Annotated in this window: 17 protein-coding genes; 5 read left to right on the top strand and 12 right to left on the bottom strand. The window is 59.2% G+C overall.

All coding sequences use genetic code 11. The annotated features are described in order from the left end of the window. Positions 1-100: 100 nt before the first annotated feature. Positions 101-874: a pimeloyl-ACP methyl ester esterase BioH gene (bioH, locus tag ABLX76_RS02875; protein WP_049013521.1), complete on the bottom strand. Its 774-nt coding sequence runs from the start codon at positions 872-874 to the stop codon at positions 101-103. 39 nt (positions 875-913) lie between these two features. Here bioH and gntX point away from each other — a divergent pair, with 39 nt between their 5' ends. The 3 genes from gntX (at position 914) to gntT (ending at position 3,875) form a co-directional block, all read left to right on the top strand. Further along, the gene (gntX, locus tag ABLX76_RS02870) at positions 914-1,588 is read left to right on the top strand and encodes a DNA utilization protein GntX (protein WP_086075521.1); all 675 of its coding nucleotides are present in this window, start codon (positions 914-916) and stop codon (positions 1,586-1,588) included. 58 nt (positions 1,589-1,646) lie between these two features. Continuing rightward, positions 1,647-2,222: a Fe-S biogenesis protein NfuA gene (gene nfuA, locus ABLX76_RS02865; protein WP_004202143.1), complete on the top strand. Its 576-nt coding sequence runs from the start codon at positions 1,647-1,649 to the stop codon at positions 2,220-2,222. A 336-nt stretch (positions 2,223-2,558) separates the two neighbouring features. Then, on the top strand, positions 2,559-3,875 hold the full coding sequence (gene gntT / locus ABLX76_RS02860) for a gluconate transporter (protein WP_008806999.1): 1,317 nt from the start codon (positions 2,559-2,561) through the stop codon (positions 3,873-3,875). A gap of 102 nt (positions 3,876-3,977) precedes the next feature. Here the strand turns inward: gntT and malQ are convergent, their stop codons facing one another. Together malQ and malP are read right to left on the bottom strand one after the other, a co-directional pair. After that, on the bottom strand, positions 3,978-6,071 hold the full coding sequence (gene malQ, locus ABLX76_RS02855; protein WP_023291208.1) for a 4-alpha-glucanotransferase: 2,094 nt from the start codon (positions 6,069-6,071) through the stop codon (positions 3,978-3,980). A gap of 10 nt (positions 6,072-6,081) precedes the next feature. Continuing rightward, complete coding sequence (malP, locus tag ABLX76_RS02850) at positions 6,082-8,472, bottom strand: maltodextrin phosphorylase (protein ID WP_023291209.1); 2,391 nt, start codon at positions 8,470-8,472, stop codon at positions 6,082-6,084. A 624-nt stretch (positions 8,473-9,096) separates the two neighbouring features. Between malP and malT the strand changes: the two genes are divergently transcribed. After that, on the top strand, positions 9,097-11,802 hold the full coding sequence (gene malT, locus ABLX76_RS02845) for an HTH-type transcriptional regulator MalT (RefSeq protein ID WP_065883149.1): 2,706 nt from the start codon (positions 9,097-9,099) through the stop codon (positions 11,800-11,802). Positions 11,803-11,817: 15 nt separating this feature from the next. On the opposite strand, the gene ABLX76_RS02840 is transcribed toward malT, so the two are convergent. Genes ABLX76_RS02840 through glpE form a run of 3 tightly spaced genes read right to left on the bottom strand, consistent with a single transcriptional unit; the run spans position 11,818 to position 13,836 of the window. Beyond that, complete coding sequence (locus tag ABLX76_RS02840; protein WP_002920548.1) at positions 11,818-12,576, bottom strand: DeoR/GlpR family transcriptional regulator; 759 nt, start codon at positions 12,574-12,576, stop codon at positions 11,818-11,820. Positions 12,577-12,625: 49 nt separating this feature from the next. Beyond that, complete coding sequence (gene glpG / locus ABLX76_RS02835; RefSeq protein WP_004151408.1) at positions 12,626-13,456, bottom strand: rhomboid family intramembrane serine protease GlpG; 831 nt, start codon at positions 13,454-13,456, stop codon at positions 12,626-12,628. A 50-nt stretch (positions 13,457-13,506) separates the two neighbouring features. After that, positions 13,507-13,836: a thiosulfate sulfurtransferase GlpE gene (gene glpE, locus ABLX76_RS02830; RefSeq protein ID WP_101978493.1), complete on the bottom strand. Its 330-nt coding sequence runs from the start codon at positions 13,834-13,836 to the stop codon at positions 13,507-13,509. Positions 13,837-14,040: 204 nt separating this feature from the next. Here glpE and glpD point away from each other — a divergent pair, with 204 nt between their 5' ends. After that, the gene (gene glpD, locus ABLX76_RS02825) at positions 14,041-15,549 is read left to right on the top strand and encodes a glycerol-3-phosphate dehydrogenase (RefSeq protein ID WP_348873934.1); all 1,509 of its coding nucleotides are present in this window, start codon (positions 14,041-14,043) and stop codon (positions 15,547-15,549) included. Between the two features lie 106 nt (positions 15,550-15,655). On the opposite strand, the gene glgP is transcribed toward glpD, so the two are convergent. The 6 genes from glgP to asd all read right to left on the bottom strand — a co-directional run bounded on the left by glgP (position 15,656) and on the right by asd (position 26,434). Continuing rightward, positions 15,656-18,103 carry a glycogen phosphorylase gene (gene glgP / locus ABLX76_RS02820; RefSeq protein WP_023291212.1) on the bottom strand — a complete coding sequence of 816 codons (2,448 nt, stop codon included), beginning with the start codon at positions 18,101-18,103 and terminating at the stop codon, positions 15,656-15,658. Positions 18,104-18,120: 17 nt separating this feature from the next. Then, on the bottom strand, positions 18,121-19,554 hold the full coding sequence (gene glgA / locus ABLX76_RS02815) for a glycogen synthase GlgA (protein ID WP_004202133.1): 1,434 nt from the start codon (positions 19,552-19,554) through the stop codon (positions 18,121-18,123). Continuing rightward, a complete protein-coding gene (gene glgC, locus ABLX76_RS02810) occupies positions 19,554-20,849 on the bottom strand; it encodes a glucose-1-phosphate adenylyltransferase (RefSeq protein WP_002920566.1) in 1,296 nt (431 codons plus the stop codon). Before glgC ends, glgA begins: the two co-directional genes overlap by 1 nt. An 80-nt stretch (positions 20,850-20,929) precedes the next feature. Next, positions 20,930-22,906 (bottom strand): glycogen debranching protein GlgX, encoded by a 1,977-nt coding sequence (gene glgX, locus ABLX76_RS02805; protein WP_023291213.1) that lies wholly within the window; start codon positions 22,904-22,906, stop codon positions 20,930-20,932. Next, a complete protein-coding gene (gene glgB, locus ABLX76_RS02800) occupies positions 22,903-25,089 on the bottom strand; it encodes a 1,4-alpha-glucan branching enzyme (RefSeq protein ID WP_048335469.1) in 2,187 nt (728 codons plus the stop codon). Before glgB ends, glgX begins: the two co-directional genes overlap by 4 nt. Positions 25,090-25,327: 238 nt before the next feature. Then, positions 25,328-26,434, bottom strand: a complete 1,107-nt coding sequence (asd, locus tag ABLX76_RS02795) for an aspartate-semialdehyde dehydrogenase (RefSeq protein WP_023291215.1) — start codon at positions 26,432-26,434, stop codon at positions 25,328-25,330. Positions 26,435-26,533: the final 99 nt, after the last annotated feature.

Raw genomic sequence — 26,533 nt, 5'->3', positions numbered from 1 at the left:
TTGTTATTTTAGGTCACGGTGGCGGAATGAAATAATCAACCACCGTAACAACCTTAGTATTGCTGTGAATGGCCCTTTTACCATGGCGCGGCAAAAAAAATTACCCCAGCCGTTTTTTCAACGCCAGCAGCGGCTCGCAGAAGGCTGCGGGATGGGAAACAAACGGCGCATGCGCTGCCTTGTCAAAGAGAATGGACTCACTTTCCGGCCATAGCTTATCCAGCAGCGGGACAATCTTGCGCGGCACCAGCCCGTCCAGCCGACCGTACAGCCGCAGAAACGGCATCGGCAGTCCGACCAGCGCCTGACGCAGATCGACGGTTCTGAGGATCTCCAGACCGCCGTTCAGCGCCTCAGCGGAAGGCATCGGCAGCGAGAGCACCGCCTGCTTTAACGCCCGCGCATCCTGACGGGCGCTCTCCGTTCCCATGGTTTGCAGGGCGAGGAACCGCTCGACGGTACGCTGGAAATCCTCGCTCAGCTGCTGCTGAAACCCGGCCAGCACCTCCGGCTTGATGCCCGGCCAGTCCTCATGGGCCGCGAAACAGGGGGAAGAGGCGACCGTTACCAGCGCCTGCACCCGTTGCGGGCACCTTATCGCTATCTGGCTAGCCACCAGCCCGCCCAGGCTCCAGCCCAGCCATACCGCCTGAGGCGGAGCCTGCTCCAGCACCCGCTGCGCCATCGCCTCCAGCGACATCGCCCCAAACCCGCCGCTACGGCCATAGCCCGGCAGGTCCACCAGGTGAAGGGTAAAATGCGAAGCCAGCTGCGGCGTGATGCAATCCCAGACCTGAGCGTTCAGCCCCCAACCGTGCAGCAGCACAAGATGACAATCACCTTCGCCGATTGTTTGCCACCAGATGTCGTTCATCCGTTACCGTTCTCTTTTTTACTGGACAGAAGGCCAAATATGCTAACAGCACACAGCTTATGCTGGCTATGCCAAATGCCGCTGGCGGTCGCCCGCTGGGGGATCTGCTCTCGCTGCAGCCGCGCCCTGCTCGCCTCCCCCCCGCTCTGCCCGCAATGCGGGCTGCCGTCGGCAATGTCCCGGCATCCCTGCGGCCGCTGCCTGCAAAAGCCGCCTCCCTGGCATCGGATGGTGGCGGTCAATGACTATCGTCCGCCGCTGAGCGATCTGGTGCGGCAGCTGAAGTTTCACCATCGTCCGGAACTGGGCCCCGCCCTGGCGCGCCTGCTGCTGCTGCGCCTTAAACAGCGTGACGATTTGCCGCCGGTAGACGCGCTGGTCGGCGTGCCGCTGGGGCATCGCCGCCGCTGGCGCCGGGGTTATAATCAGTGCGATGAGCTGTGCCGACCGTTAGCCCGCTGGCGTGGGTGCGTCTGGCGTCGCGACGGCCTGACGCGCCAGCGAGCGGGCGCCGTGCAGCATTCGCTTAATGCCCGCCTGCGCAGGCAGAACCTGAAAAATGCCTTTCAGCTTGAATTTGCCGTGCAGGGACTCCATATCGCTCTGGTGGATGATGTCGTCACGACCGGCAGCACCGTCGCCGAGATATCCCGCCTGCTTTTGCGAAACGGCGCCGCGACGGTTCAGGTATGGTGTGTATGCCGTACCTTGTAGACCCCCGCTGATGGGCGTATTATAACCCAGTAAAATAGTCAACTATTAGGCCAACGCTATGATCCGTATTTCCGATGCTGCACAAGCGCACTTTGCCAAACTGCTGGCAAATCAGGAAGAAGGGACGCAAATTCGCGTATTTGTGATTAATCCCGGCACCCCAAACGCTGAGTGCGGCGTATCCTACTGCCCACCGGATGCGGTGGAAGACACCGACACGGCGCTGAAATTTGAACAGCTGACCGCCTATGTCGATGAGCTCAGCGCGCCCTATCTGGAAGACGCTGAAATTGATTTCGTCACCGACCAGCTTGGCTCGCAGCTGACCCTGAAAGCGCCGAACGCCAAAATGCGCAAAGTCGCTGACGATGCCCCGCTGATGGAGCGCGTCGAGTACCTGCTGCAGTCGCAGATTAACCCGCAGCTGGCCGGGCACGGCGGCCGCGTGTCGCTGATGGAGATCACCGACGACGGTCTGGCTATCCTGCAGTTCGGCGGCGGATGCAACGGCTGCTCGATGGTCGACGTGACCCTGAAAGAAGGTATTGAAAAACAGCTGCTGAACGAGTTTCCGGAGCTGAAAGGGGTTCGCGATCTGACCGAGCACCAGCGCGGCGAGCACTCCTACTACTAAGCCTTCCCTCCGGCGGCAGCCTGTCGCCGGCTCTCCTTTCTCCTTTCTGTGTTACCGCGCAACATCTCCCGCTAAACGACCGGCAAAAACCGGGGAAAGAGTATGACTTAAGTCTCATATTTAACATTTTCCCCCGCCATGTGATTCTCAACCCTCACATGTTACCCGTATCATCCCCTTCAGGCGCCACCGGCAAAAAAATAGCCAGCTATCCTTTCTCTGGGTAAGGATAATGCAAGCGTTTACGGTGCCAGACTATTTTGCTCCCTGACGGAGCGAATGTTGTAAAGGTTGAAACTTTGACGTTACCCATAACAAATTAAGGCCAGGTAAATCATGCCATTAATCATCGTTGCTATCGGGGTTGCCCTGTTATTGCTGTTAATGATCCGTTTCAAAATGAACGGCTTCATTGCGCTGGTTCTGGTGGCGCTCGCCGTCGGATTAATGCAGGGTATGCCGCTGGATAAAGTGATCGTCTCCATCAAGAACGGCGTCGGCGGTACCCTTGGCAGCCTCGCGCTGATCATGGGCTTCGGCGCTATGCTCGGTAAGCTGCTGGCAGACTGCGGCGGCGCTCAGCGTATCGCCACCACGCTTATCAATAAATTCGGTAAGAAGCATATTCAATGGGCAGTGGTCCTGACCGGCTTCACCGTCGGTTTCGCCCTGTTCTATGAGGTGGGCTTCGTGCTGATGCTGCCGCTGGTGTTTACCATCGCCGCCTCGGCCCGTATTCCGCTGCTGTACGTCGGCGTACCGATGGCCGCCGCGCTCTCCGTCACCCATGGCTTCCTGCCGCCGCACCCGGGTCCGACCGCGATCGCCACCATCTTCCACGCCGATATGGGTAAAACGCTGCTCTACGGCACCATTCTGGCTATCCCGACGGTTATTCTCGCCGGCCCGGTTTTCGCCCGATTCCTGAAAGGCATTGATAAGCCGATCCCGGAAGGCCTGCATAACCCGAAAGTGTTCACTGAAGAAGAGATGCCTGGCTTTGGCGTCAGCGTCTGGACCTCGCTGGTTCCGGTGATCCTGATGGCGATGCGCGCCGTTGCCGAGATGATCCTGCCGAAGGGCCACGCCTTCCTGCCGATTGCCGAGTTCTTCGGCGACCCGGTCATGGCCACCCTGATTGCGGTACTGATCGCGCTGTTCACCTTCGGTTTGAACCGCGGCCGCTCCATGGAGCAGATCAACGATACCCTGACCTCTTCGATTAAAATCATCGCCATGATGCTGTTGATCATCGGCGGCGGCGGCGCCTTCAAACAGGTGCTGGTGGATAGCGGCATGGATAAATATATCGCTTCTATCATGCACGAATCGAATATGTCTCCGCTGTTTATGGCCTGGTCCATCGCCGCGGTGCTGCGTATCGCGCTGGGTTCGGCGACCGTTGCCGCCATCACCGCGGGCGGGATCGCCGCGCCGCTGATCGCCACCACTGGCGTCAGCCCGGAGCTGATGGTTATCGCGGTCGGCTCCGGCAGCGTTATCTTCTCCCACGTGAACGATCCGGGCTTCTGGCTGTTCAAAGAGTACTTTAACCTGACCATCGGCGAGACCATCAGGTCCTGGTCGGTGCTGGAAACCATTATCTCGGTCTGCGGCCTGGTAGGCTGTCTGCTGCTGGGGATGGTGGTGTAAGGTTACTCCCGCCATAGAAAAAGGCCGGTCCGCATGATGCGGGCCGGCCTTTTTTATCGGACATACTCTTCGCCGCGCTGAGGTGTGCGCGGCGGGGAGTCATCAGGAGGCGGCTTTTTTGCTCGCCGCCTTGCGCCGTTTATCCAGATCCTTAATCAGCTTATTGACCTGTTCATCGGCAAACATCTGCTCAAGGGTGACGGACAGCTTCCGGCGCCAGTTCGGGTACTCAGTGCTGGTGCCCGGAATATTGACCGGCGACGCCATCTCCAGCCAGTCTTCCGGCTGCAGGCCCAGCAGGGCGCTGTTGCTGTCGGCAATATAACGTTGCATCCCCCGGTTGAGGATCCCCGTCATGCTCATCAGGGAGGCCTTATGGCCGGCACGCTTGGGCAGACAGCCGTACTTATGCAGCGCATCCAGCAGCCCTTGCTTCGCCAGCTCACGGTCCTGGTACAGCCCGCGCAGCACCACCTCATCAGGATAGAGACCCAGCGCTTTGCCTAACGTCAGATCGCCGCTTTCCCAGTAGCCGCGGAGGGTGGGCAGGTCGTGCGTCGTCGCCACAGCCATTGATTGCTCCGGGTACAGCGCCGGCGCGCGGAACGTTTTCTCTGCATCACTCTCAAAATAGAGCACCTTATACGAATAGACGCCGCTGTTGCGTAACTTGCTGACGATCTCCACCGGTACCGTGCCCAGATCTTCGCCGATCACCATGCAGCGATGACGCTGGCTTTCCAGCGCCAGAAGCGACAGCAGGTCGTCGACGGGATACTGAACGTAAGCGCCATGGTCGGCGGTTTCACCATAGGGGATCCACCACAGACGCAGCACCGACATCACGTGATCGATACGCAGCGCGCCGCAGTTCTGCATATTGGCGCGCAGCAGGTCGATAAACGGCTCATAGGCGCGAGCGGCAATAATATGCGGATCCATCGGCGGTAGGCCCCAGTTCTGGCCCAGCGGGCCCAGAATATCCGGCGGCGCGCCCACGGACGCTTTCAGACAGTACAGCTCACGGTCGCACCAGGTCTCCGACCCGCCTTCGGCGACGCCCACCGCCAGATCGCGGTAGAGGCCGATCGGCATCCCGTCGCGCTGGCTGGTTTCCCAGCAGGCGGCAAACTGGCTCCAGGCCAGCCACTGCAGCCAGAGATAGAAACTGACGTCGTCCTCATGCTCGACGCAGAAGGCTTTCACCTCCGGGCTGTCGATATCCTGAAAGGCCTTCGGCCAGGCCGGCCAGCCCCAGCGCAGCGGGTCCTGTTGAACCTGCCAGGCGTGCAGCGCATCGAAAGCGGCCTGCCAGTAGAGGCTTTCCCCTTCGCGCAGAACAAACTCGCGGAACGCCGTCATCTGTTCATCTTCACGACGGGAGAATCGTTTCCACGCCATACGCAGCGCGGTCATTTTCAGCGTGGTGACGGCGGTGTAATCCACATCATCCGTTTGCCGCGCCGCCTGCAAGGCCTGCTGGGTCGCAGCGGACTGCCACCACGCCTGCGCCTCTTCGCTACGCTGGAAATCTTCAACCGCGTTGACGTCGATATAGATGACGTTCAGCCAGCGCCGTGAAGACGGGCTATACGGACTGGCGCTCTCCGGGTTCGCCGGATAGAGGGCATGGATCGGGTTGAGGCCAATAAACGACCCGCCGCGGCGGGCGATTTCCGGGAGCATGGCGCGCAGATCGCCAAAATCGCCGATCCCCCAGTTTTTCTCCGAACGCAGGGTATACAGCTGCACGCAGGTGCCCCACAGCTTTTTCCCCTCTTTCAGCGGCTGCGGCTCATAGCAGCGGGCCGGGGCGACGATGGTCCGGCAGTGCCAGCGCTCCCCCTCCTGGGTGAGCGTCAGGGAGTGATACCCCTCCGGCAGTCTGGCCGGCAGCGGCAGCGTCTCGCCGCCGCGGGTTTTACCCTGATACTGCTTACCGTCCTCAGTGGTCAGGATCCACTGATACTCACCGCGTCCAGCCACCGGCAGCGACATTTTTTTGCCGTGGGTGAAGATCTTCACGTTCGGCAGCGGGTTAACCGCCACTTTCGTGGCGGCGGTTGAGCGATGCATCGCATCCAGCAGACGCTGTTTGGTGACAGCCGCGATAGACTGCGGCTTGCCGTGCGCGTTGATATAGCTGGGGCTGATGCCCGCCGCCAGCGCGGCATTATCGAGGCGTTTACTCTCCATAGGCCTTCCTTTAGCGTTTCGCCTGCCAGATACGTTGCTGATAATCGCGGATCGAGCGGTCGGAGCTGAACATGCCGCAGCGCGCAGTGTTGAGGATTGTCGCGCGGGTCCAGGCCTCCTGGTCGCGATACAGCTCATCTACCCGTTTTTGCGCCGCCACGTAGGCTTCGAAATCGGCCAGCACCAGATACGGGTCGCCGCCCTGCAGCAGACTATGCAGCATCTGGTCGAAGGCATGCTTATCGCCGTTGCTATAGGTGCCGTTCTCCAGCTCCTTAAGCACTGCATCGAGCAGTTTGTCTTTTTTACGCCATTTCAGCGGATCGTAGCCTTTCGCTTTCAGGGCTTTCACTTCTTCTACCGTGTGGCCGAAGATAAAGATGTTCTCTTCACCGACCTGCTCGGCGATTTCCACGTTGGCGCCATCCAGCGTCCCGACGGTCAGCGCGCCGTTCAGCGCCAGCTTCATGTTGCCGGTGCCAGAGGCTTCTTTGCCCGCGGTGGAGATCTGCTCGGAGATATCCGCCGCCGGGATCAGTTTTTCCGCAGCCGATACACAATAGTCCGGCAGGAAGACCACTTTCAGCTTATCGCCGACTTTCGGGTCGTTGTTAATCGCTTCCGCTACCTTGTTGATGGCAAAAATAATGTTTTTCGCCAGATAGTAGCCCGGCGCCGCTTTCGCGCCGAACAGGAAGACGCGCGGAACGCGGTCGGCCTGCGGGTTTTCGCGGATCTCTTTGTACAGCGCAAGGATATGCAGCAGGTTGAGGTGCTGACGCTTGTACTCGTGCAGACGTTTGATCTGAATGTCGAAAATCGCCTGCGGGTTGATCTCAATCCCGGTACGTTGCTTCACAAACTCAGCCAGATGAACTTTGTTGGCCTGCTTGATATCGCGATAAGTCTGACGGAATGCCGCATCGTCAGCATATTTTTCCAGATTGATCAGCTGGTCGAGGTCATTGGCCCACTCTTTTTTCAGCGTCTCATCCAGCAGCGTGGCCAGCGCCGGGTTGCACTGCTTGATCCAGCGGCGCGGCGTGATGCCGTTGGTCACGTTATGGAATTTGTTCGGCCACAGCTGGTTATATTCCGGGAACAGATCTTTCACCACCAGGTCCGAGTGCAGCGCCGCCACGCCGTTGACGGCAAAACCGCCCACCACGCACATGTTGGCCATCCGCACCTGCTTGTCATGCACCACCGCCAGTTTCGCCCAGACCTGCTTATCGCCCGGCCAGGTTTTGTCCACCAGCAGTTTAAATTTGTCGTTAATCGCGTTGATGATCTGCATATGGCGCGGCAGCAGCGCTTTCACCAGCTTCTCATCCCAGCACTCCAGCGCTTCCGGCATCAGGGTATGGTTGGTGTAAGCAAAGGTTTTGCTGGTGATCGCCCAGGCGTCGTCCCAGCTCAGCTGGTGCTCGTCGATCAGCACGCGCAGCAGTTCCGGGATGGCGATGGTCGGGTGCGTATCGTTCAGCTGGATCACTTCGTAATCCGCCAGCTCGGCCAGCTTGCGGCCTGCCAGATGATGACGACGCAGGATATCGGCCACTGAGCAGGCGCACTGGAAGTACTGCTGCATCAGGCGCAGTTTTTTACCGGCCTGATGGTTGTCGTTCGGGTACAGCACCTTAGTCAGTTTTTCCGCGTCGATGCCCTGCTGCTCGGCGCGCAGGAAATCGCCGTCGTTGAATTTGGTCAGGTTAAACGGATGGGCGTGTTTGGCCTGCCACAGACGCAGCGGCTGGGCGACGTTGTTGCGATAGCCGAGCACCGGCAGGTCCCAGGCTTCGCCGGTAATGACGAACGCCGGCTGCCATTCGCCGTTTTTGCTGACTTTGCCGCCGATGCCGACCTGGACATCCAGCGCCTCGTTATGGCGGAACCACGGGTAGCTGCTGCGACCCCAGTCGTCCGGGGCTTCCTTCTGCTGGCCATCGTCGAAGGACTGGCGGAACAGACCATACTGGTAATTGAGGCCGTAGCCGGTCGCCGACTGCCCCACGGTCGCCATGGAGTCGAGGAAGCAGGCTGCCAGACGGCCCAGGCCGCCGTTACCCAGCGCCGGGTCGGTCTCTTCTTCCAGCAGATCGGTGAGGTTGACGTCATAGCCTTTCAGCGCGTCGCTCACACCCTCGTACCAGCCCAGGTTGAGCAGGTTGTTGCCGGTCAGGCGACCAATCAGAAACTCCATCGAGATGTAGTTAACGTGACGTTGTCCTTGCGCTGGTTTTGCCACCGGCTGCGCCGACAGAAGTTCCGCCAGCGCTCCGCTGACGGCGCGCCACCATTGACGCTGCGTCATCTCGGAAGCGGACTGTAAACCAAAACGCTGCCACTGACGCGTCAGTGCAGCCTGAAACTGAGCTTTGTTAAATGAAGTCTGTGACATAATGAGATCCGGGTCCTTTACTAAAACGATGGCGCTAGTGTGCCGACCTCCCGATTCATCGTCCTCATCCCGACGGGGATTAGACAGGGAGGAGTACCGGGGATGAGCGAAAAGTGTGATCCTGGCCACTATAGTGTGGGTGAGAAGGCCAAAATATGCTGTAAAAATCACCGCTGTATGACAGTCGAGATGTCACCTGTGCAGGGTAAAAATTTGTTACAGGCCACTACGCGGCAAAACGCTTCCCGCCTTTCGCCTGGTTATTAAAAAAATGAATTGCGACCTCCGGGAAAATAAGCACATTTCATCACATTAATCCGCAAAAAAGATTACTTCTAAGAAATCACTGACAATAATTTAATAAAAACAAACAACTACTCCCGATATAAAATAAATCTCTCCCCGCTCCGCCAGCTGCCGGCTAAAAACCGCTGAGGACGAGTCCTGCCTGCGATTTTTACCCATTCGCAACCAATGTCGAAATTTGTGACATAGAGCAAATTCAAGAGCATAAACTTCGGACATAACTTGCAATAAATTTCATAATCACCGACCTTATTAGATATTAATTACGAAGCGCAAAAAAAATCGCAACCTCTCTCTTGCACAGCGAAATGTAGAACTATGTTGATTCCGTCCAAATTAAGTCGTCCGGTCCGCCTTGAACACACCGTGGTTCGTGAGCGTTTACTGGCGAAACTTTCCGGCGCGAACAATTATCGTCTCGTGCTGATCACCAGTCCTGCCGGGTACGGTAAAACAACGCTCATTTCTCAGTGGGCCGCAGGTAAAAACGATCTTGGCTGGTTTTCGCTGGACGAAGGCGACAACCAGCAGGAGCGTTTTGCCAGCTATCTGATCGCGGCGATCCAGCAGGCCACCGGCAACCACTGCGCGGCCAGTGAAGCGATGGTGCAAAAGCGCCAGTACGCCAGCCTCTCCTCTCTTTTTGCGCAGCTGTTTATTGAACTCGCCGACTGGCAGCGCCCGCTGTACCTCGTCATTGATGATTATCACCTGATCAATAATCCGGTGATCCATGACGCGATGCGCTTTTTCCTGCGCCATCAGCCGGAGAATATGACCCTCGTGGTCCTGTCGCGGAACCTGCCGCAGCTGGGTATTGCCAACCTGCGCGTCCGCGATCAGCTGCTGGAGATTGGCAGCCAGCAGCTGGCCTTTACCCACCAGGAAGCGAAACAATTTTTCGACTGTCGTCTGACGTCGCCTATCGAAGCCGACGACAGCAGTCGGCTGTGCGACGACGTCGCCGGGTGGGCCACCGCGCTGCAGCTCATCGCCCTCTCCGCCCGCCAGAATAACTCCTCCGCCCAACACTCCGCCCGTCGCCTCGCCGGGATTAACGCCAGCCATCTGTCGGATTATCTGGTGGATGAAGTGCTGGATAACGTCGACGCCCGCACGCGCAACTTTTTGCTGAAGAGCTCTCTGCTGCGCTCAATGAACGACGCGTTAATCGTGCGCGTCACCGGCGAAGAGAATGGCCAGATGCAGCTGGAGGAGATCGAACGTCAGGGGCTGTTCCTGCAGCGGATGGATGATTCCGGCGAATGGTTCCGCTATCACCCGCTGTTTGGCAGTTTCCTGCGCCAGCGCTGTCAGTGGGAGCTGGCGGTTGAACTGCCGGAGATCCACCGCGCCGCGGCGGAGAGCTGGATGGCGCAAGGCTTCCCCAGCGAGGCCATCCACCATGCGCTGGCGGCCGGCGATGCCAAAATGCTGCGCGATATCTTGCTCAATCACGCCTGGGGCATGTTTAACCATAGCGAACTGGGTCTGCTGGAGCAGTCGCTGTCGGCGCTGCCCTGGTCAAATTTGCTGGAAAATCCGCGCCTGATCCTGCTGCAGGCCTGGCTGATGCAGAGCCAGCATCGCTACAGCGAAGTCAACACCCTGCTGGCGCGCGCCGAGCAGGAGATGAGCGTCGAAATGGATATCGCGATGCATGGCGACTTCAACGCCCTGCGCGCGCAGGTGGCGATTAACGACGGCGATCAGGACGAAGCGGAACGTCTGTCGATGGTGGCGCTGGAAGAGCTGCCGCTGGCCAACTATTACAGCCGCATCGTCGCCACCTCGGTACATGGCGAAGTCCTCCACTGTAAGGGGAAACTGACCAAATCTCTCGCCGTGATGCAGCAGACCGAACAGATGGCCCGCCGTCACGACGTCTGGCATTACGCCCTGTGGAGCATCATTCAGCAAAGCGAAATTTTGTTCGCCCAGGGCTTCCTGCAGGCCGCCTGGGAGAGCCAGGAGAAAGCCTTCCATCTGGTACGCGAACAGCATCTTGAGCAGTTGCCGATGCATGAGTTCCTGCTGCGCATCCGCTCTCAGCTGCTGTGGGCATGGGCGCGCCTCGACGAGGCTGAAGCCTGCGCCCGCCAGGGGATGGCGGTTCTCTCAACTTATCAACCGCAGCAGCAGCTGCAGTGCCTGGCGCTGATGGTGCAATGCTCGCTGGCGCGCGGCGATCTGGACAATGCCCGTAGCCACCTGAACCGGCTGGAAAACCTGCTCGGTAACGGTCACTACCACAGCGACTGGGTCTCCAACGCCGACAAGGTGCGGGTGATCTACTGGCAGATGACCGGCGATAAAACCGCGGCGGCCAACTGGCTGCGCCAGACGCCGAAGCCGGAATTCGCCAATAACCACTTCCTGCAGAGCCAGTGGCGCAATATTGCCCGCGCGCAGATCCTGCTGGGCGATTTCGAACCGGCGGAAATGGTGCTGGAAGAGCTGAACGAAAATGCGCGTTCACTGCGTTTGATGAGCGATCTCAACCGCAACCTGCTGCTGCTCAACCAGCTGTACTGGCAGGCAGGACGCAAGAGCGAAGCGCAGAAAGCCCTGCTGGAAGCCCTGACGCTCGCCAACCGCACCGGCTTTATCAACCACTTTGTGATTGAAGGCGAGGCGATGGCCCAGCAGCTACGCCAGCTGATCCAGCTAAACACCCTGCCGGAGCTGGAGCAGCATCGCGCCCAGCGTATTCTGCGCGACATCAACCAGCATCATCGCCACAAATTCGCCCACTTTGACGAAGGGTTCGTCGAGCGGCTGCTGAATCACCCCGAGGTGCCGGAGCTTATCCGCACCAGCCCGCTGACCCAGCGCGAATGGCAGGTGCTTGGCTTAATCTATTCCGGCTACAGCAACGAGCAGATTGCCGGCGAGCTTGACGTGGCGGCCACCACCATCAAGACCCATATTCGCAACCTGTATCAGAAACTAGGCGTCGCCCACCGTCAGGACGCGGTGCAGCATGCCCAGCAGTTGCTTAAGATGATGGGATACGGCGTCTGACGACGCCGTTGTCGCTTAGCACAGCTCGAGCTGGAGGTTGTTATCGGTGATGACCTTGAGCACGCCCGCCGGGGGCAGCACATCGGTATAGACCGCATCGACCATGCTGATGCTGCCCATGTTGACCATCGCGTTACGGCCAAACTTGGTATGATCTACCACCAGCATCACGTGGCGTGAATTCTCAATAATCGCGCGCTTGGTGCGCACTTCATGATAATCAAACTCCAGCAGCGAGCCATCGCTGTCGACGCCGCTGATGCCGAGAATGCCGAAGTCGAGACGGAACTGCGAGATAAAGTCGAGGGTGGCTTCCCCGATGATCCCGCCGTCGCGGCTGCGCAGTTCGCCGCCGGCGAGAATAATGCGGAAGTCCTCTTTCACCATCAGCGTGTTGGCGACGTTCAGGTTATTGGTCACAATCCGCAAATCGTTGTGATCGAGCAGGGCGTGCGCCACCGCTTCCGGCGTGGTGCCGATATCGATAAACAGCGTCGCCCCGTCCGGGATCTCGCTGGCCACCCGCCGGGCGATACGCTCTTTCTCCGCCGTCTGGGTCGCTTTGCGATCGTGCCAGGAGGTGTTCACCGAGCTGGAGGGCAGCGCCGCGCCGCCGTGATGACGGAGGATCATTTTCTGTTCGGCTAAATCGTTCAGGTCGCGGCGGATGGTCTGCGGGCTGACCGCGAACTGCTCAACCAGCTCTTCCGTGCTGACGTAACCCTGTTTTTTTACCAGCTCGATAATGGCGTCATGACGTTGTGTTTGTTTCATGAAATATCCCTGGAAAAATGTCGCCTACCCGACCCCTGTCGGTAAGTCTTTATGCGCGTTTTCGCCCATGCAAGGTATCGACAAACGCCATCGCCAGGCCGGTCGCCAGACCAGCCACGTGCGCGCCGTTGGCGATCGCCATGCCGAAAACGTCAAACCAGCCAGCAATTAACCACACTAAAGAGAAGAGTATCAACCCGCGCTGCAGATAAATACCGCTCTGCGGATCGCGCTCGCCCCGCAGCCAGACATAGCCCATCAGCGCGTAAACCACGCCCGACAGCCCGCCAAACCACGGGCCGCTAAACTGGTGCTGCACGAAGCCACTCAGCAGGGCGCTGATGACGGTGATCACCACCAGCTTGCCGCTGCCGATGCGCTTTTCCACCGCGCCGCCGAGATACCACCACCATAGCAGGTTGAAGAGAATATGCATCAGCGAGAAATGCATGAAAGCATGGCTGAAATAACGCCAGGCTTCGAACTGCAGCGAAGGATCGTAGGGCCAGGCCAGCCAAATCATCACCGGCTGATCGCCCAGCAGATTTTGCAGGATGAACACCGCGATGCAGATCAGCAGAATCGCCCAGGTGAACGGGCCGGCGTTATGCCGCAGCGTGGCAAAGAAAGGAAAGCGCTGATAGCGCAACCCGCTGTTGGTCTGTCCGGACTGCCAGCTCGCCGCCAGATAGCGCGGGTCCGCCGGGTTTTCGAGAAAACGCGCCAGCTCAGCCCTGACGCGCCCGGCCTGACTCTCATCAGCCAGCCAGACGTCGCTCTGGGTGTGCTGCTGGATAGTCAGGATAATCCCCTGCGTCGCCATATAATCGACAAACGCCTGGGCCACGCGCGGGTTGGCAAAAGAGGTAATCATTAACATGCAGCGAATCGCTTATTCCACACAAAGGGAGATAGTATACCTGCCAGTCGTTAAAACGTCCCGTGCGCCACTTCCGCCGGGAAATGGCGATGCCAGGCGTCGAACCCGCCGTCAACGCTGTAGACCTTATCAAACCCCTGCTGCAGCAGATACTGCGCGGCGCCCTTGCTGCTGTTGCCGTGATAGCACATCACCATCACCGCCGTGTCAAAGTCGTTGTCACGCATAAACGCGCCCAGGGTATCGTTGGTCAGATGAAACGCGCCCGGCGTATGGCCCATCGCAAAGCTTTGCGGATCGCGGATATCGACCAAAACCGCCGTCTGCTGATGCAGTTTCTGGTGCGCTTCTTCAACGTTGATACATTCAAACTGTTCCATGGTTCTCTTCTCTTTCTCGTCATGACGGGCAGTGGCCGGCCCAATTTTACCCTGTAGTGTACCGTCAGGCGGTAAAGAAACGCCAATATGTTACACCCATCACTCCAAAATGTTTTTTTGATGTTACCAAAAGCGCGTTTGTTTGCTATAGTGAGCGATATCGAGCATTTGTGAGCTTAAACGAAAGTGTGAGAGGGTAAGAACGTGGAAACCAAAGATCTGATTGTGATAGGCGGAGGCATCAACGGTGCCGGTATCGCGGCAGATGCCGCCGGGCGTGGTTTATCCGTACTGATGCTGGAAGCGCGCGATCTCGCCTGCGCCACCTCCAGCGCCAGTTCCAAACTGATCCACGGCGGGCTACGCTACCTCGAACACTATGAGTTCCGCCTGGTCAGCGAAGCGCTGGCCGAACGCGAAGTGCTGTTAAAAATGGCCCCGCATATCGCCTTCCCGATGCGCTTTCGTCTCCCGCATCGCCCGCATCTGCGTCCTGCATGGATGATCCGCATCGGCTTGTTTATGTACGATCATCTGGGCAAACGCACCAGTCTGCCGGGATCCACCGGCTTGCGTTTTGGCGCAGAATCGGTACTTAAGCCGGAAATTGTGCGCGGTTTCGAATATTCCGACTGCTGGGTCGACGATGCCCGCCTGGTGCTGGCCAATGCGCAGATGGTCGTCCGCAAAGGCGGCGAGGTGCGGACCCGCACTCGCGCCATCTCGGCAAAACGGGAGAACGGCCTGTGGGTGGTGGAAGCGGAAGATATCTATAGCGGCGAGAAGTTTACCTGGAAGGCGCGCGGTCTGGTCAATGCCACCGGTCCATGGGTCAAACAGTTCTTCGACGAAGGGATGCATCTCCGCTCGCCTTACGGTATTCGCCTGATCAAGGGCAGCCACATCGTGGTGCCGCGGGTGCATACCCAGAAGCAGGCCTACATTCTGCAAAACGAAGATAAACGTATTGTGTTTGTTATCCCGTGGATGGATGAGTTCTCCATCATCGGCACGACGGACGTCGAGTATAAGGGCGATCCGAAAGCGGTGGCCATTGATGATAAAGAGATTAATTACCTGCTGAACGTCTATAACGCGCACTTTAAAAAGACCCTCAGCCGGGACGATATCGTCTGGACCTACTCCGGCGTCCGTCCGCTGTGCGACGACGAGTCGGATTCACCGCAGGCGATCACCCGCGACTACACGCTGGATATTCACGATGAGAACGGCCAGGCGCCGCTGCTCTCCGTCTTCGGCGGGAAGCTGACCACCTATCGCAAACTAGCCGAGCATGCGCTGGAAAAACTGACCCCCTATTACAAAGGGATCGGCCCGGCATGGACCAAAACCGCGGTGCTCCCCGGCGGCGATATCGGCGGCGACCGCGACGACTACGCAGCAAAACTGCGCCGTCGCTTCCCGTTCATCAGTGAGTCACTGGCCCGCCATTATGCCCGCACCTACGGGAGCAACAGCGAGTGGATCCTCAAGGAAGCCAGCGCCCTGAGCGATCTGGGGGAAGATTTCGGCCATGAGTTTTATGAAGCCGAGCTGAAGTATCTGGTTGAGCATGAATGGGTGCGCAGCCTGGATGACGCCATCTGGCGTCGTACCAAACAGGGCATGTGGCTGAATGGCGAGCAGCAGGCGCGCATCAGCGAATGGTTGGCGCAGCATGCGGGAAAGTCTGAACTGTCGTTAGCGTCTTAACGCGCCCGGTTGCGCGGGCCTGGGGAAACGCCTGAGGCCGGATCCAACCGCAATAATGAAACAACGGGGCCAAATGGCCCCGTTGTGTTGTGTTGCGTTGACTGGCTTACAGCCTTACCGGGTCGATATGCCAGATGTATTTCGCGTACTCCTGGATCGTCCGGTCGGAAGAGAAGTAGCCCATATTGGCAATATTCAGCATCGCCTTGTAGGCCCACTCTTCCGGATGTTGATACAGCTCGTCGACGCGATCCTGGCAGTCTACATAGCTACGATAGTCCGCCAGCACCTGGTAGTGGTCGCCAAAGTTAATCAGCGAATCCAGCAGGTCGCGGTAGCGCCCCGGTTCCGCCGGGCTGAAAACGCCGGTACCGATCTGCGTCAGCGCCTGGTGAAGCTCTTCATCCTGCTCGTAATATTCGCGCGGTTTATAGCCGCTGCGACGCAGCTCCTCCACCTCTTCCGCGGTGTTGCCGAAGATAAAGATATTCTCTTCGCCCACGTGCTCCTGCATCTCCACGTTCGCCCCGTCGAGGGTGCCGATCGTCAGCGCGCCGTTAAGGGCAAACTTCATATTACTGGTGCCGGAGGCTTCCGTGCCTGCGAGCGAGATCTGTTCCGACAGGTCTGCCGCCGGAATGATCAGCTGCGCCAGGCTGACGCTGTAATTGGGGATAAAAACGACCTTCAGCTTGTCGCCAATCTGCGGATCGTTATTGATCACCGCCGCCACATCGTTGATCAGGTGAATAATATGCTTGGCCATGTAGTAGGCTGAAGCCGCCTTACCGGCGAAAATGTTCACCCGCGGCACCCACTCCGCCTGCGGATCGGCTTTGATCCGGTTATAGCGGGTAATGACGTGCAGCACATTCATCAGCTGGCGTTTGTACTCGTGAATGCGTTTGATCTGCACATCAAACAGCGCCTTCGGATTCACCACCACATTGAGCTGCTGCGCAATATAGCTGGCCAGCCGCTGTTTGTTTTCCAGTTTAGCCTGACGCACTGCCTGATTGACCGTCGGATAGTCGATATGCTGCTTCAGCTCGTCAAGCTGGCTCAGATCGGTCCGCCAGGTGCGGCCGATATGCTCATCCAGCACTTTCGACAGCGGCGGGTTGGCCAGCGCCAGCCAGCGGCGCGGCGTGACGCCGTTGGTCACGTTGATAAAGCGCATCGGGAAAATTTTGGCGAATTCGGCAAACAGCGACTCCACCATCAATCGGGAATGTAGCTCCGACACCCCATTGACCTTGTGGCTGACCACCACCGCCAGCCAGGCCATCCGCACGCGACGGCCGTTTGACTCGTCGATAATCGAGGTCCGGCTGAGCAGCGCGGTATCGTTGGGATACTGCTCCTGCAGGGTCTTGAGGAAGTAGTCGTTAATCTCAAAGATAATCTGCAGATGGCGCGGGAGAATTTTGCCCAGCATATCCACCGGCCAGGTCTCGAGCGCTTCGCTCATCAGGGTATGGTTGGTATAAGAGAAGACCTGACAGGTCACCTCGAACGCCTCGTCCCAGCTGAATTTATGCTCGTCGATAAGCAGGCGCATCAGCTCCGGTATCGACAGCACCGGGTGGGTGTCATTCAGGTGGATGGCTATCTTGTCCGCCAGGTTGTCATAGGTCTTATGCAACAGATAGTGGCGGTTCAGAATATCCTGCACCGTGGCCGAGACGAGGAAATACTCCTGGCGCAGGCGCAGCTCGCGGCCGGAGTAGGTCGAGTCGTCCGGATAGAGGACGCGGGAGACGTTTTCGGAGTGGTTCTTATCCTCTACCGCGGCGAAGTAGTCGCCCTGGTTAAACTTACCGAGGTTAATTTCGCTACTGGCCTGCGCGCTCCACAGACGCAGCGTGTTGGTGGCGTCGGTGTCAAAGCCGGGGATAATCTGATCGTAGGCTTCGGCAATGATCTCTTCCGTCTCTATCCAGCGGGTTTTCTTCCCCTCCTGCTGAATGCGGCCGCCGAAGCGCACTTTATAGCGGGTGTTGTGGCGCTCAAACTCCCACGGGTTACCGTACTCCAGCCAGTAGTCAGGGGACTCTTTTTGCCGGCCATCGACGATATTCTGTTTAAACATCCCGTAGTCGTAGCGGATCCCGTAGCCACGTCCCGGCAGCCCCAGCGCCGCCAGGGAGTCAAGGAAGCAGGCCGCCAGGCGGCCCAGACCGCCGTTGCCAAGTCCGGGGTCGTTCTCTTCATCGATCAGCTCTTCGAGATCGAGCCCCATCTCCGCCAGCGCGCTGCTCACATCGTCATAGATGCCGAGCGACAACAGGGCATTCGAGAGGGTACGGCCGATCAGGAACTCCATCGACAGATAGTATACCTGGCGCACTTCCTGCGAGAGCTGCGCGCGGTTGGAGCGCAGCCAGCGCTCCACCATGCGATCGCGAACGGCAAACAGCGTGGCGTTAAGCCATTCATGCTTGTTGGCGATGGCCGGATCTTTACCGATGATAAACATCAGCTTATAGGCAATAGAATGTTTTAACGCCTCAACGCTCAGCGTCGGTGATGCATAGCTAAAGGGTACATTCATAACAATGACTCCAGTGATTACATCAAGCGTTGATAAAGTTCGCGATAGGAGTTCGCGGCAACCTGCCAGCTAAAATCCATATTCATCGCCTGACGCTGCACATAGCGCCAGAGCGATGGGCGCGACCAGAGGACAAAGGCGCGACGTATAGCGCGCAGCAATGACAGCGCATTGCTGTCCTCAAAGACAAAACCTGTCGCCAGACCATCGGCAAGGTTCTCCAGCGAACTGTCAGAGACCGTGTCCGCCAGCCCGCCGGTGCGGCGCACCAGCGGCAGCGTACCGTACTTCAGACCGTACAGCTGGGTCAGACCGCAGGGTTCAAAGCGGCTCGGGACCAGAATGACGTCGGCGCCCCCCATAATGCGGTGGGAGAAGGCCTCATGATAGCCAATCTGCACCCCCACCTTGCCCGGGTGTTCGGCAGCGGCGGCAAGGAACCCTTCCTGCAGCACCGGGTCGCCAGCGCCCAGCAGCGCCAGCTGGCCGCCCTGCTCAAGCAGGCCCGGCAGCGCTTCGAGCACCAGATCCAGCCCTTTCTGGCTGGTGAGACGGCTGACGACGGCAAACAGCGGCGCTTTATCATCGACCTTCAGGCCCATGGCGATCTGCAGCTGACGCTTGTTCTCCGCCTTCTCCTCCAGCGTGTCGCGATCGTAGCGCATCGGCAGCAGGAGGTCGTTTTGCGGGCTCCAGATACCGTCGTCAACGCCGTTGAGAATTCCCGACAGCCGCCCTTCATGATGGCGCTGACGCAGCAGCCCCTCCATGCCGTAGGCGTACTGCGGCTCGGTGATCTCGCGCGCGTAGGTCGGGCTCACCGCCGTAATATGGTCGGCGTAGTAAAGACCGGCCTTCAGAAACGAGATCTGGCCGTTAAACTCGAGGCCATGCATGTTGTAAAACGACCACGGCAGCTCGATATCATTCATATGCCAGGAGTAAAACATCCCCTGGTACGCCAGGTTGTGCACGGTAAAAACCGATTTAGCCGGACGCCCGCGCGCCGCCAGGTAGGCCGGCGTCAGGCCGGCGTGCCAGTCGTGGGCATGGACCACATCCGGGCGCCAGAACGGATCCAGTCCGCTGGCCATTTCGCTTCCCACCCAGCCCAGCAGCGCAAAGCGCAGAACGTTGTCGGTATAAGCGTGCTGGTTGGTATCGTGGTAAGGGCTCCCCGGCCGGTCATAGAGATGCGGGGCGTCTATCAGATAGATCCCCACGCCGTTAAAGTGGCCGTACAGCAGCGTGATCCGCCCGGCGAACGTATCCCGGCGGGTCACCACCTGGGCATCCACCACGCCGCGGCGGATATCGGGAAACGCCGGCAACAGCACGCGCGTATCGATACCCTCCGCGATTTGCGCCGCCGGCAGCGCGCCGATGACGTCCGCCAGACCGCCCGTCTTTAACAGCGGGAACATCTCAGAACATACATGTAAGACCTGCATTAGCGCTCCTGTTTGTGCCCCAATTTCCGCAGCATGTCGCGGGTCACCAGCACGATACCTTCCTCTGAGCGATAGAAGCGGCGTGCATCCTCTTCCGCGTTCTCACCAATCACCATTCCTTCCGGGATGACGCAGGCGCGGTCAATCACGCAGCGACGCAGGCGGCATGAGCGCCCCACCCAGACATCTGGCAACAAGACTGCCGAATCAATGTTACAGAATGAGTTCACCCGCACGCGCGGGAACAGCACCGACTGTACCACCACCGACCCGGAGATAATGCAGCCCCCGGAGACCAGCGAGTTCAGGGTCATGCCGTGGCTTCCGGAACGGTCCTGCACGAACTTCGCCGGCGGCAGCGATTCCATATGGGTACGGATCGGCCAGTTCTGGTCGTACATATCCAGCTCCGGCGTGACTGACGCCAGATCGAGGTTGGCCTTCCAGTAGGCCTCCAGCGTCCCCACGTCGCGCCAGTACGGCTCGGCGTTCGGGTCGGACTGCACGCAGGAGAGCGGGAAAGGATGTGCATAAGCCATGCCAGCTTCGGTGATCTTCGGAATGATGTCTTTGCCGAAATCATGGCTGGAGTTCTCGTTGCGATCGTCTTCTTCCAGCAGCTCATAAAGATAGGCGGCGTCGAAGACATAAATGCCCATGCTGGCCAGCGATTTGGTCGGGTCGGTCGGCATCGCCGGCGGGTTGGCGGGTTTCTCGACAAACTCAATGATTTTTTCGTTTTCGTCGACCGCCATGACGCCGAAGGCGGATGCCTCTTCAATGGGCACCGGCATGCAGGCCACGGTGCAACGCGCCCCTTTTTCGACATGGTCGATCAGCATGCGCGAGTAGTCCTGCTTATAAATATGGTCGCCCGCGAGGATCACCACGTACTCGGCCTTGTAGCGGCTGATGATGTCCAGGTTCTGCGTCACCGCGTCCGCCGTGCCGCGATACCAGTTTTCGCCGTGTACGCGCTGTTGGGCCGGCAGCAGATCGACAAACTCGTTCATCTCTTCGCTGAAGAACGACCAGCCGCGCTGGATGTGCTGCACCAGCGTATGCGACTGATACTGGGTAATAACGCCGATGCGGCGGATCCCTGAGTTAATGCAGTTAGATAATGCGAAATCGATAATACGGAACTTGCCGCCGAAGTGAACGGCAGGTTTCGCACGCTTAATGGTGAGATCCTTAAGCCGGGTGCCACGGCCGCCCGCGAGGATCAACGCCACGGATTTGATAGGTAATTGACGCGCCAGCATCAGCGGATCGTTTTTTTCAAGCCTAACCATGATTAACTCCTTTTTACACCCCAGCTTTCCTGCTCATCCCGCCGCGCCGCCGCCACGGGTTCAACCGGAAGCTTCAGGGCTTACGACCTTTGAAATACGCACACTCCGTGCGCGGGCCCATGCCAGACAGCCATGATGACCGGATTATCCTCTCCGGCGAATGGAGGAACGGCGCGCCATTCCCCCTCGGGTAAAACCATATCGACCACCTCTGCGGTGGCGTTCAGCGTGAGCAGCCAGCGATCCGACAACTGGATCTGCATACACGCTGCCCCCTGCTGCCACTCCCCGGCAGTCAGCGGCTGGGCATGGCGATTAAGCCAGCGGACGCTGCCATCCCCCTCCTGCCACCAGCGGTTGCGGGTGAGCGCCGGAATGCGCCGGCGCAGGTGGATCAGCGCCGCGGTAAAGGCGGTTAATCCCGGGTTCGCCTGGCGCCAGTCGAGCCAGGTAAGGGCGTTGTCCTGACAGTAGGCATTATTGTTGCCGTGCTGGCTGTGGCCCTGCTCATCGCCCGCCAGCAGCATCGGCGTCCCCTGAGCCAGCAGCAGCGTCGTCAGCAGCGCATGCACGCTGGCGCGTCGCCGTTCAATCACCGCAAAATTAGCTTCTAATCCTTCTATACCATGATTGTTGCTGTAGTTATTGTTAGTCCCATCGCGATTCTCCTCCCCGTTCGCCTCATTGTGTTTCTGATTGAAACAAACGCAGTCGCGCAGCGTGAAGCCATCGTGGGCCGTCACCAGATTGACCGTCGCCGATGGCGGCTTGCCATCACGGGCAAAGAGATCGCTGGAGGCCGCGAAGCGTTGCGCGAAATCCCCCAGGGAGACGTTTTGCTGCAGCCAGAAGCGGCGGGCGCTATCGCGAAAATGGTCGTTCCACTCGGCGAACAGCGGGGGAAAATTGCCCACCTGGTAGCCCCCCGGGCCGATATCCCAGGGTTCGGCGATCAGTTTCACCTGCGACAGCACGCTGTCGTGGCGGATAGCCTCGAACAGCGGCGCATCCTGGCGGAATTCCGGCGTCCGCCCCATCACTGAGGCGAGATCGAAGCGAAAACCGTCGACATGGCACTCATCCACCCAGAAGCGCAAACACTGGCGCGCCAGTTCCACTACCCCCGGGTGGCTGAGATTGAGCGTATTCCCGCACCCGGTCCAGTTGTGATAATCGCCATCTTCCCTTACCCAATAATAGCTACGGTTGTCGATTCCGCGCAGGGAGACGGTGGGACCTTCAAGATCGATTTCCGCGCTATGGTTGAGCACGATATCCAGAATCACCTCGATACCGGCGGCATGCAGCGCCTTAACCGCATCGCGAAACTCATCCAGGGCGCGCGTCGGGTCGCTGGCATAGCGCGGATCCAGCGCGAACCAGGCCAGCGGGTTGTAGCCCCAGTAGTTGCTCAACCCCATCCGCTGCAGTCGCGGCTCGCTGGCGAACTGCGCCACCGGCAACAGTTCAAGGGCGCTGATGCCCAGCGATTTGAAGTAAGCGATCATCACCGGGTGGCCCAGCGCCTTATACGTTCCGCGAATGGCTTCCGGCAGCTGCGGATTAAGCAGGGTGAGCCCTTTCACGTGCGCTTCATAAAGCACCGTTTCCCCCCATGGGGTACGCGGCGGTTTATCGCCCAGCCAGTCGTAACGCAGATCCACTACCTGCGATTTTGGCGCTATCGCGGCGCTATCGCGATGATCCGGCTGCCACATTCCGCCGTGCAGGCGCTCGTCGTCCGGCAGATCGCCCTCAACCCGGTGAGCGCAGGGATCGAGCAGCAGCTTGGCCGGGTTAAAGCGGTGTCCCTGCGCCGGATCCCAGGGGCCATGCACCCGGTAGCCGTAGCGCAGGCCCGGCCCGACGGCAGCCAGCCAGCCGTGCCAGATGTCGCCGCTGCGCGCCGGGAGATCGAAGCGTTGCTCGTTGCCCTGCTCGTCGAACACGCACAGCTCCACCCGCTCCGCGTGGGCGGAGAAGAGGGCGAAGTTCACCCCCTTGCCGTCATAGCTGGCGCCCAACGGCGCAGGCTTGCCTGCCGCGAGGTTGGTCATTGCGCCTCCCGGACCAGCCAGATCGTCGCCAGCGGCGGCAGGGTCAGGGACAGCGAATGTTCGCGACCGTGGCTGGGGATGGCATCGCTTTCCACCACCCCGCCGTTGCCCTGGTTGCTGCCGTGATAGTGCATTGAGTCGGTATTCAACGCCTCGCGCCAGCGGCCCGGCTGGTTGATGCCGAAGCGGTAGTCGTGGCGCGGCACCGGCGTGAAGTTGCTGGCGACGATAATCTCGTTCCCCGCCCGGTCGCGGCGCACAAAGACAAACACTGAGCGCTCGTGGTCATCCACCACCAGCCATTCGAAGCCGTACGGGTCAAAGTCCAGCTCGTGCAGCGCCTTATGGTGGCGATAGGTATGGTTCAGGTCGCGCACCAGCCGCTGGACGCCGTGGTGCCAGTTGTCGCCGCCCTCCAGCAGATGCCAGTCGAGGCTGCCGTCATGGTTCCACTCGCGGCCCTGGGCGAACTCATTGCCCATAAACAGCAGCTTTTTCCCCGGGAAGGCGAACAGCCAGCCGTAGTAGGCGCGCAGGTTGGCGAACTTCTGCCAGGCGTCCCCCGGCATGCGGTCGAGAATCGATTTTTTGCCGTGCACCACTTCATCGTGGGAGAGCGGCAGCACAAAGTTCTCGGTGTAGTTGTAGAGCATGCCGAAGGTCATTTTGTCGTGATGGTAGCGGCGGTGCACCGGATCGAGTTTCATGTAATCCAGGGTGTCGTGCATCCAGCCGAGGTTCCATTTGAACCAGAAACCGAGGCCGCCGCCGGCTGGCGGACGGGTTACCCCGGCGAAATCGGTGGACTCTTCCGCCATGGTGACCGCGCCCGGCGTCTGTTCGCCAAGGATGCGGTTGGTGTTGCGCAGAAACTCAATGGCTTCCAGATTTTCCCGGCCGCCGTATTCGTTGGGGATCCACTCCCCCGCCTTGCGGCTATAGTCGCGATAGATCATCGAGGCCACCGCGTCGACGCGCAGAGCATCGATGCCGAAGCGTTCGATCCAGTACAGCGCATTTCCCACCAGGAAGTTGCTGACTTCGCGGCGTCCGTAGTTGTAGATCAGGGTATTCCAGTCCTGGTGATACCCCTCGCGCGGATCGCTGTGCTCATACAGCGCGGTGCCATCGAAAGAGGCAAGGGCAAAATCATCCGCCGGGAAGTGGCCAGGCACCCAGTCCAGAATGACGTTTAGCCCGGCGGCGTGCGCGGCGTTGATAAAGTAACGGAAATCATCGCGGGTGCCGAATCGGCGGGTCGGCGCATAGAGGCCGGTGGGTTGATAGCCCCAGCTGCCGTCGAACGGGTGCTCGTTAACCGGCAGCAGCTCGAGATGGGTGAAGCCCATCCATTTCGCGTAGGGCACCAGCTGGTCGGCCAGCTCGCGGTAGCTCAGCCAGAAATTATTGTCGGTATGGCGACGCCATGAGCCAAGATGCACTTCATAGATAGAGACAGGGGCATCGAACTGGTTCGCCGCTTTGCGGTCCGCCGGCTGTTCGACTTTAGGCGGCAGGTCGCAGATAAGCGAGGCGCTTTCCGGACGCATTTGCGATTCAAAGGCGTAAGGGTCGGCTTTGACCCGCAGATGGCCGTGGGCGTCAATCAGCTCGAATTTATACAGCTGGCCATTGTGCGCGCCGGGGACGAACAGTTCCCAGATGCCGGACTCTTTGCGGAATCGCATCGGGTGGCGCCGGCCGTCCCAGTAATTAAACTGCCCCACCACCGAGACGCGGCGGGCGTTCGGCGCCCATACCGAGAAACGGGTGCCGGTGACGCCGTCCATGGTGGCGGCGTGCGCGCCCAGCGTTTCGTAAGGGCGCAGGTGGGTCCCTTCCGACAGCAGCCAGACGTCAAGATCCTGCAGCAGCGGACCAAAGCGATAAGGGTCATCAATCAGATTCTGCTGCCCGTGCCAGGTGACGGCCAACTGATAGCGAAAGGCGTTTTTACGCCGCGGCAGAACGCCGCTGAAGAAACCACGCGAGTCGAGGCATTCGAGCTTGCCGACTTTGCGTCCGGTTTTCGGTTCAATAACCCACACATCGGTGGCATCGGGTAATAATGCGCGCACTTCCAGCCCGGCATCGGTACGGTGCATGCCGAGCACGGAAAAAGGGTCCGCGAAATGACCGGCGATTAGCGCATTAATCACGTCTCTATCGATATGATTAGACATGCTTTCATCCTGTTGTAAGTGTCGCTCATTCCTGTAACTGGCGACTTTTTTTGACCTGAACGGCGCAGCGCTTTCTGCATCCTTCTGCTCCGTCCCACCTTCAGGTAAGGAATTCCTTACTTAAAGCATAGCCAAGGCTGAGTTACCTCCGTGGGGAAAAATCTAACATCCGCGTTTACTCCTTGTATTACGCAAAAAAAAAGGGGGCTCGAAGACCCCCTTTCTGTTCATCCTGCGCTTACGCCAGCTGGCGAAGCATCCGGCGCAGCGGCTCCGCGGCGCCCCACAGCAGCTGGTCGCCAACGGTAAAGGCCGACAGATACTCCGGCCCCATATTCAGTTTACGCAGGCGTCCTACCGGGGTGGTCAGGGTGCCAGTCACCGCGGCTGGGGTCAGCTCGCGCATGGTAATGTCGCGATCGTTCGGTACCACTTTAGCCCACGGGTTATGCGCGGCCAGCAGCTCCTCAACGGTCGGGATAGAGACATCTTTTTTCAGCTTGATGGTGAACGCCTGGCTGTGGCAGCGCAGCGCGCCAACGCGGACGCACAGGCCGTCTACCGGGATAACGGACGAGGTGGCGAGGATCTTGTTGGTCTCCGCCTGGCCTTTCCACTCTTCGCGGCTCTGGCCGTTATCCAGCTGTTTGTCGATCCACGGGATCAGGCTGCCCGCCAGCGGTACGCCGAAGTTATCCACCGGCAGCTCGCCGCTGCGGGTCAGCGACGTCACTTTGCGCTCGATATCCAGAATGGCGGAAGCCGGGTCCGCCAGCTCTGCCGCGACGTGGTTGTGCAGCTGGCCCATCTGGCTCAGCAGTTCGCGCATATGACGCGCGCCGCCACCGGAAGCCGCCTGGTATGTCGCCACGCTGACCCACTCCACCAGATCCTGGGCAAACAGGCCGCCGAGGGACATCAGCATCAGGCTGACGGTGCAGTTGCCGCCGACAAAGGTTTTTACGCCGTTGTTCAGGCCGGCGGTGATCACGTCCTGGTTAACCGGGTCGAGGATAATGATCGCATCGTCCTTCATGCGCAGCGAAGAGGCAGCGTCAATCCAGTAACCCTGCCAGCCGCTTTCGCGCAGCTTCGGGTAAATCTCGTTGGTGTAATCGCCGCCCTGGCACGTGACAATAATGTCCAGTGCCTTCAGCGCGTCCAGATCGAACGCATCCTGGAGCGTGCCACCGGTGCTACCGCCGAAAGACGGCGCTGGCTGTCCCAGCTGGGAGGTAGAGAAGAACACCGGGCGAATGGCGTCGAAATCGCGCTCTTCAACCATGCGTTGCATGAGAACAGAGCCGACCATTCCGCGCCAGCCGATAAAACCAACATTTTTCATAACGTATTCCTGCGAGGTGTGTGCTGTTTGTGCCTGACCAGTTTCCAACTGGATTATCCCTCACCTTACAAAATGCAGCTAAAGTCGCAAGTGAAATTA

It is taken from the genome of Klebsiella sp. JB_Kp004 (genome assembly GCF_040065795.1).
Lineage (GTDB): Bacteria > Pseudomonadota > Gammaproteobacteria > Enterobacterales > Enterobacteriaceae > Klebsiella > Klebsiella quasipneumoniae.
Note: the sequence above shows the minus strand (reverse complement) of the source record. Positions and strands in the feature narration are given on the sequence as shown.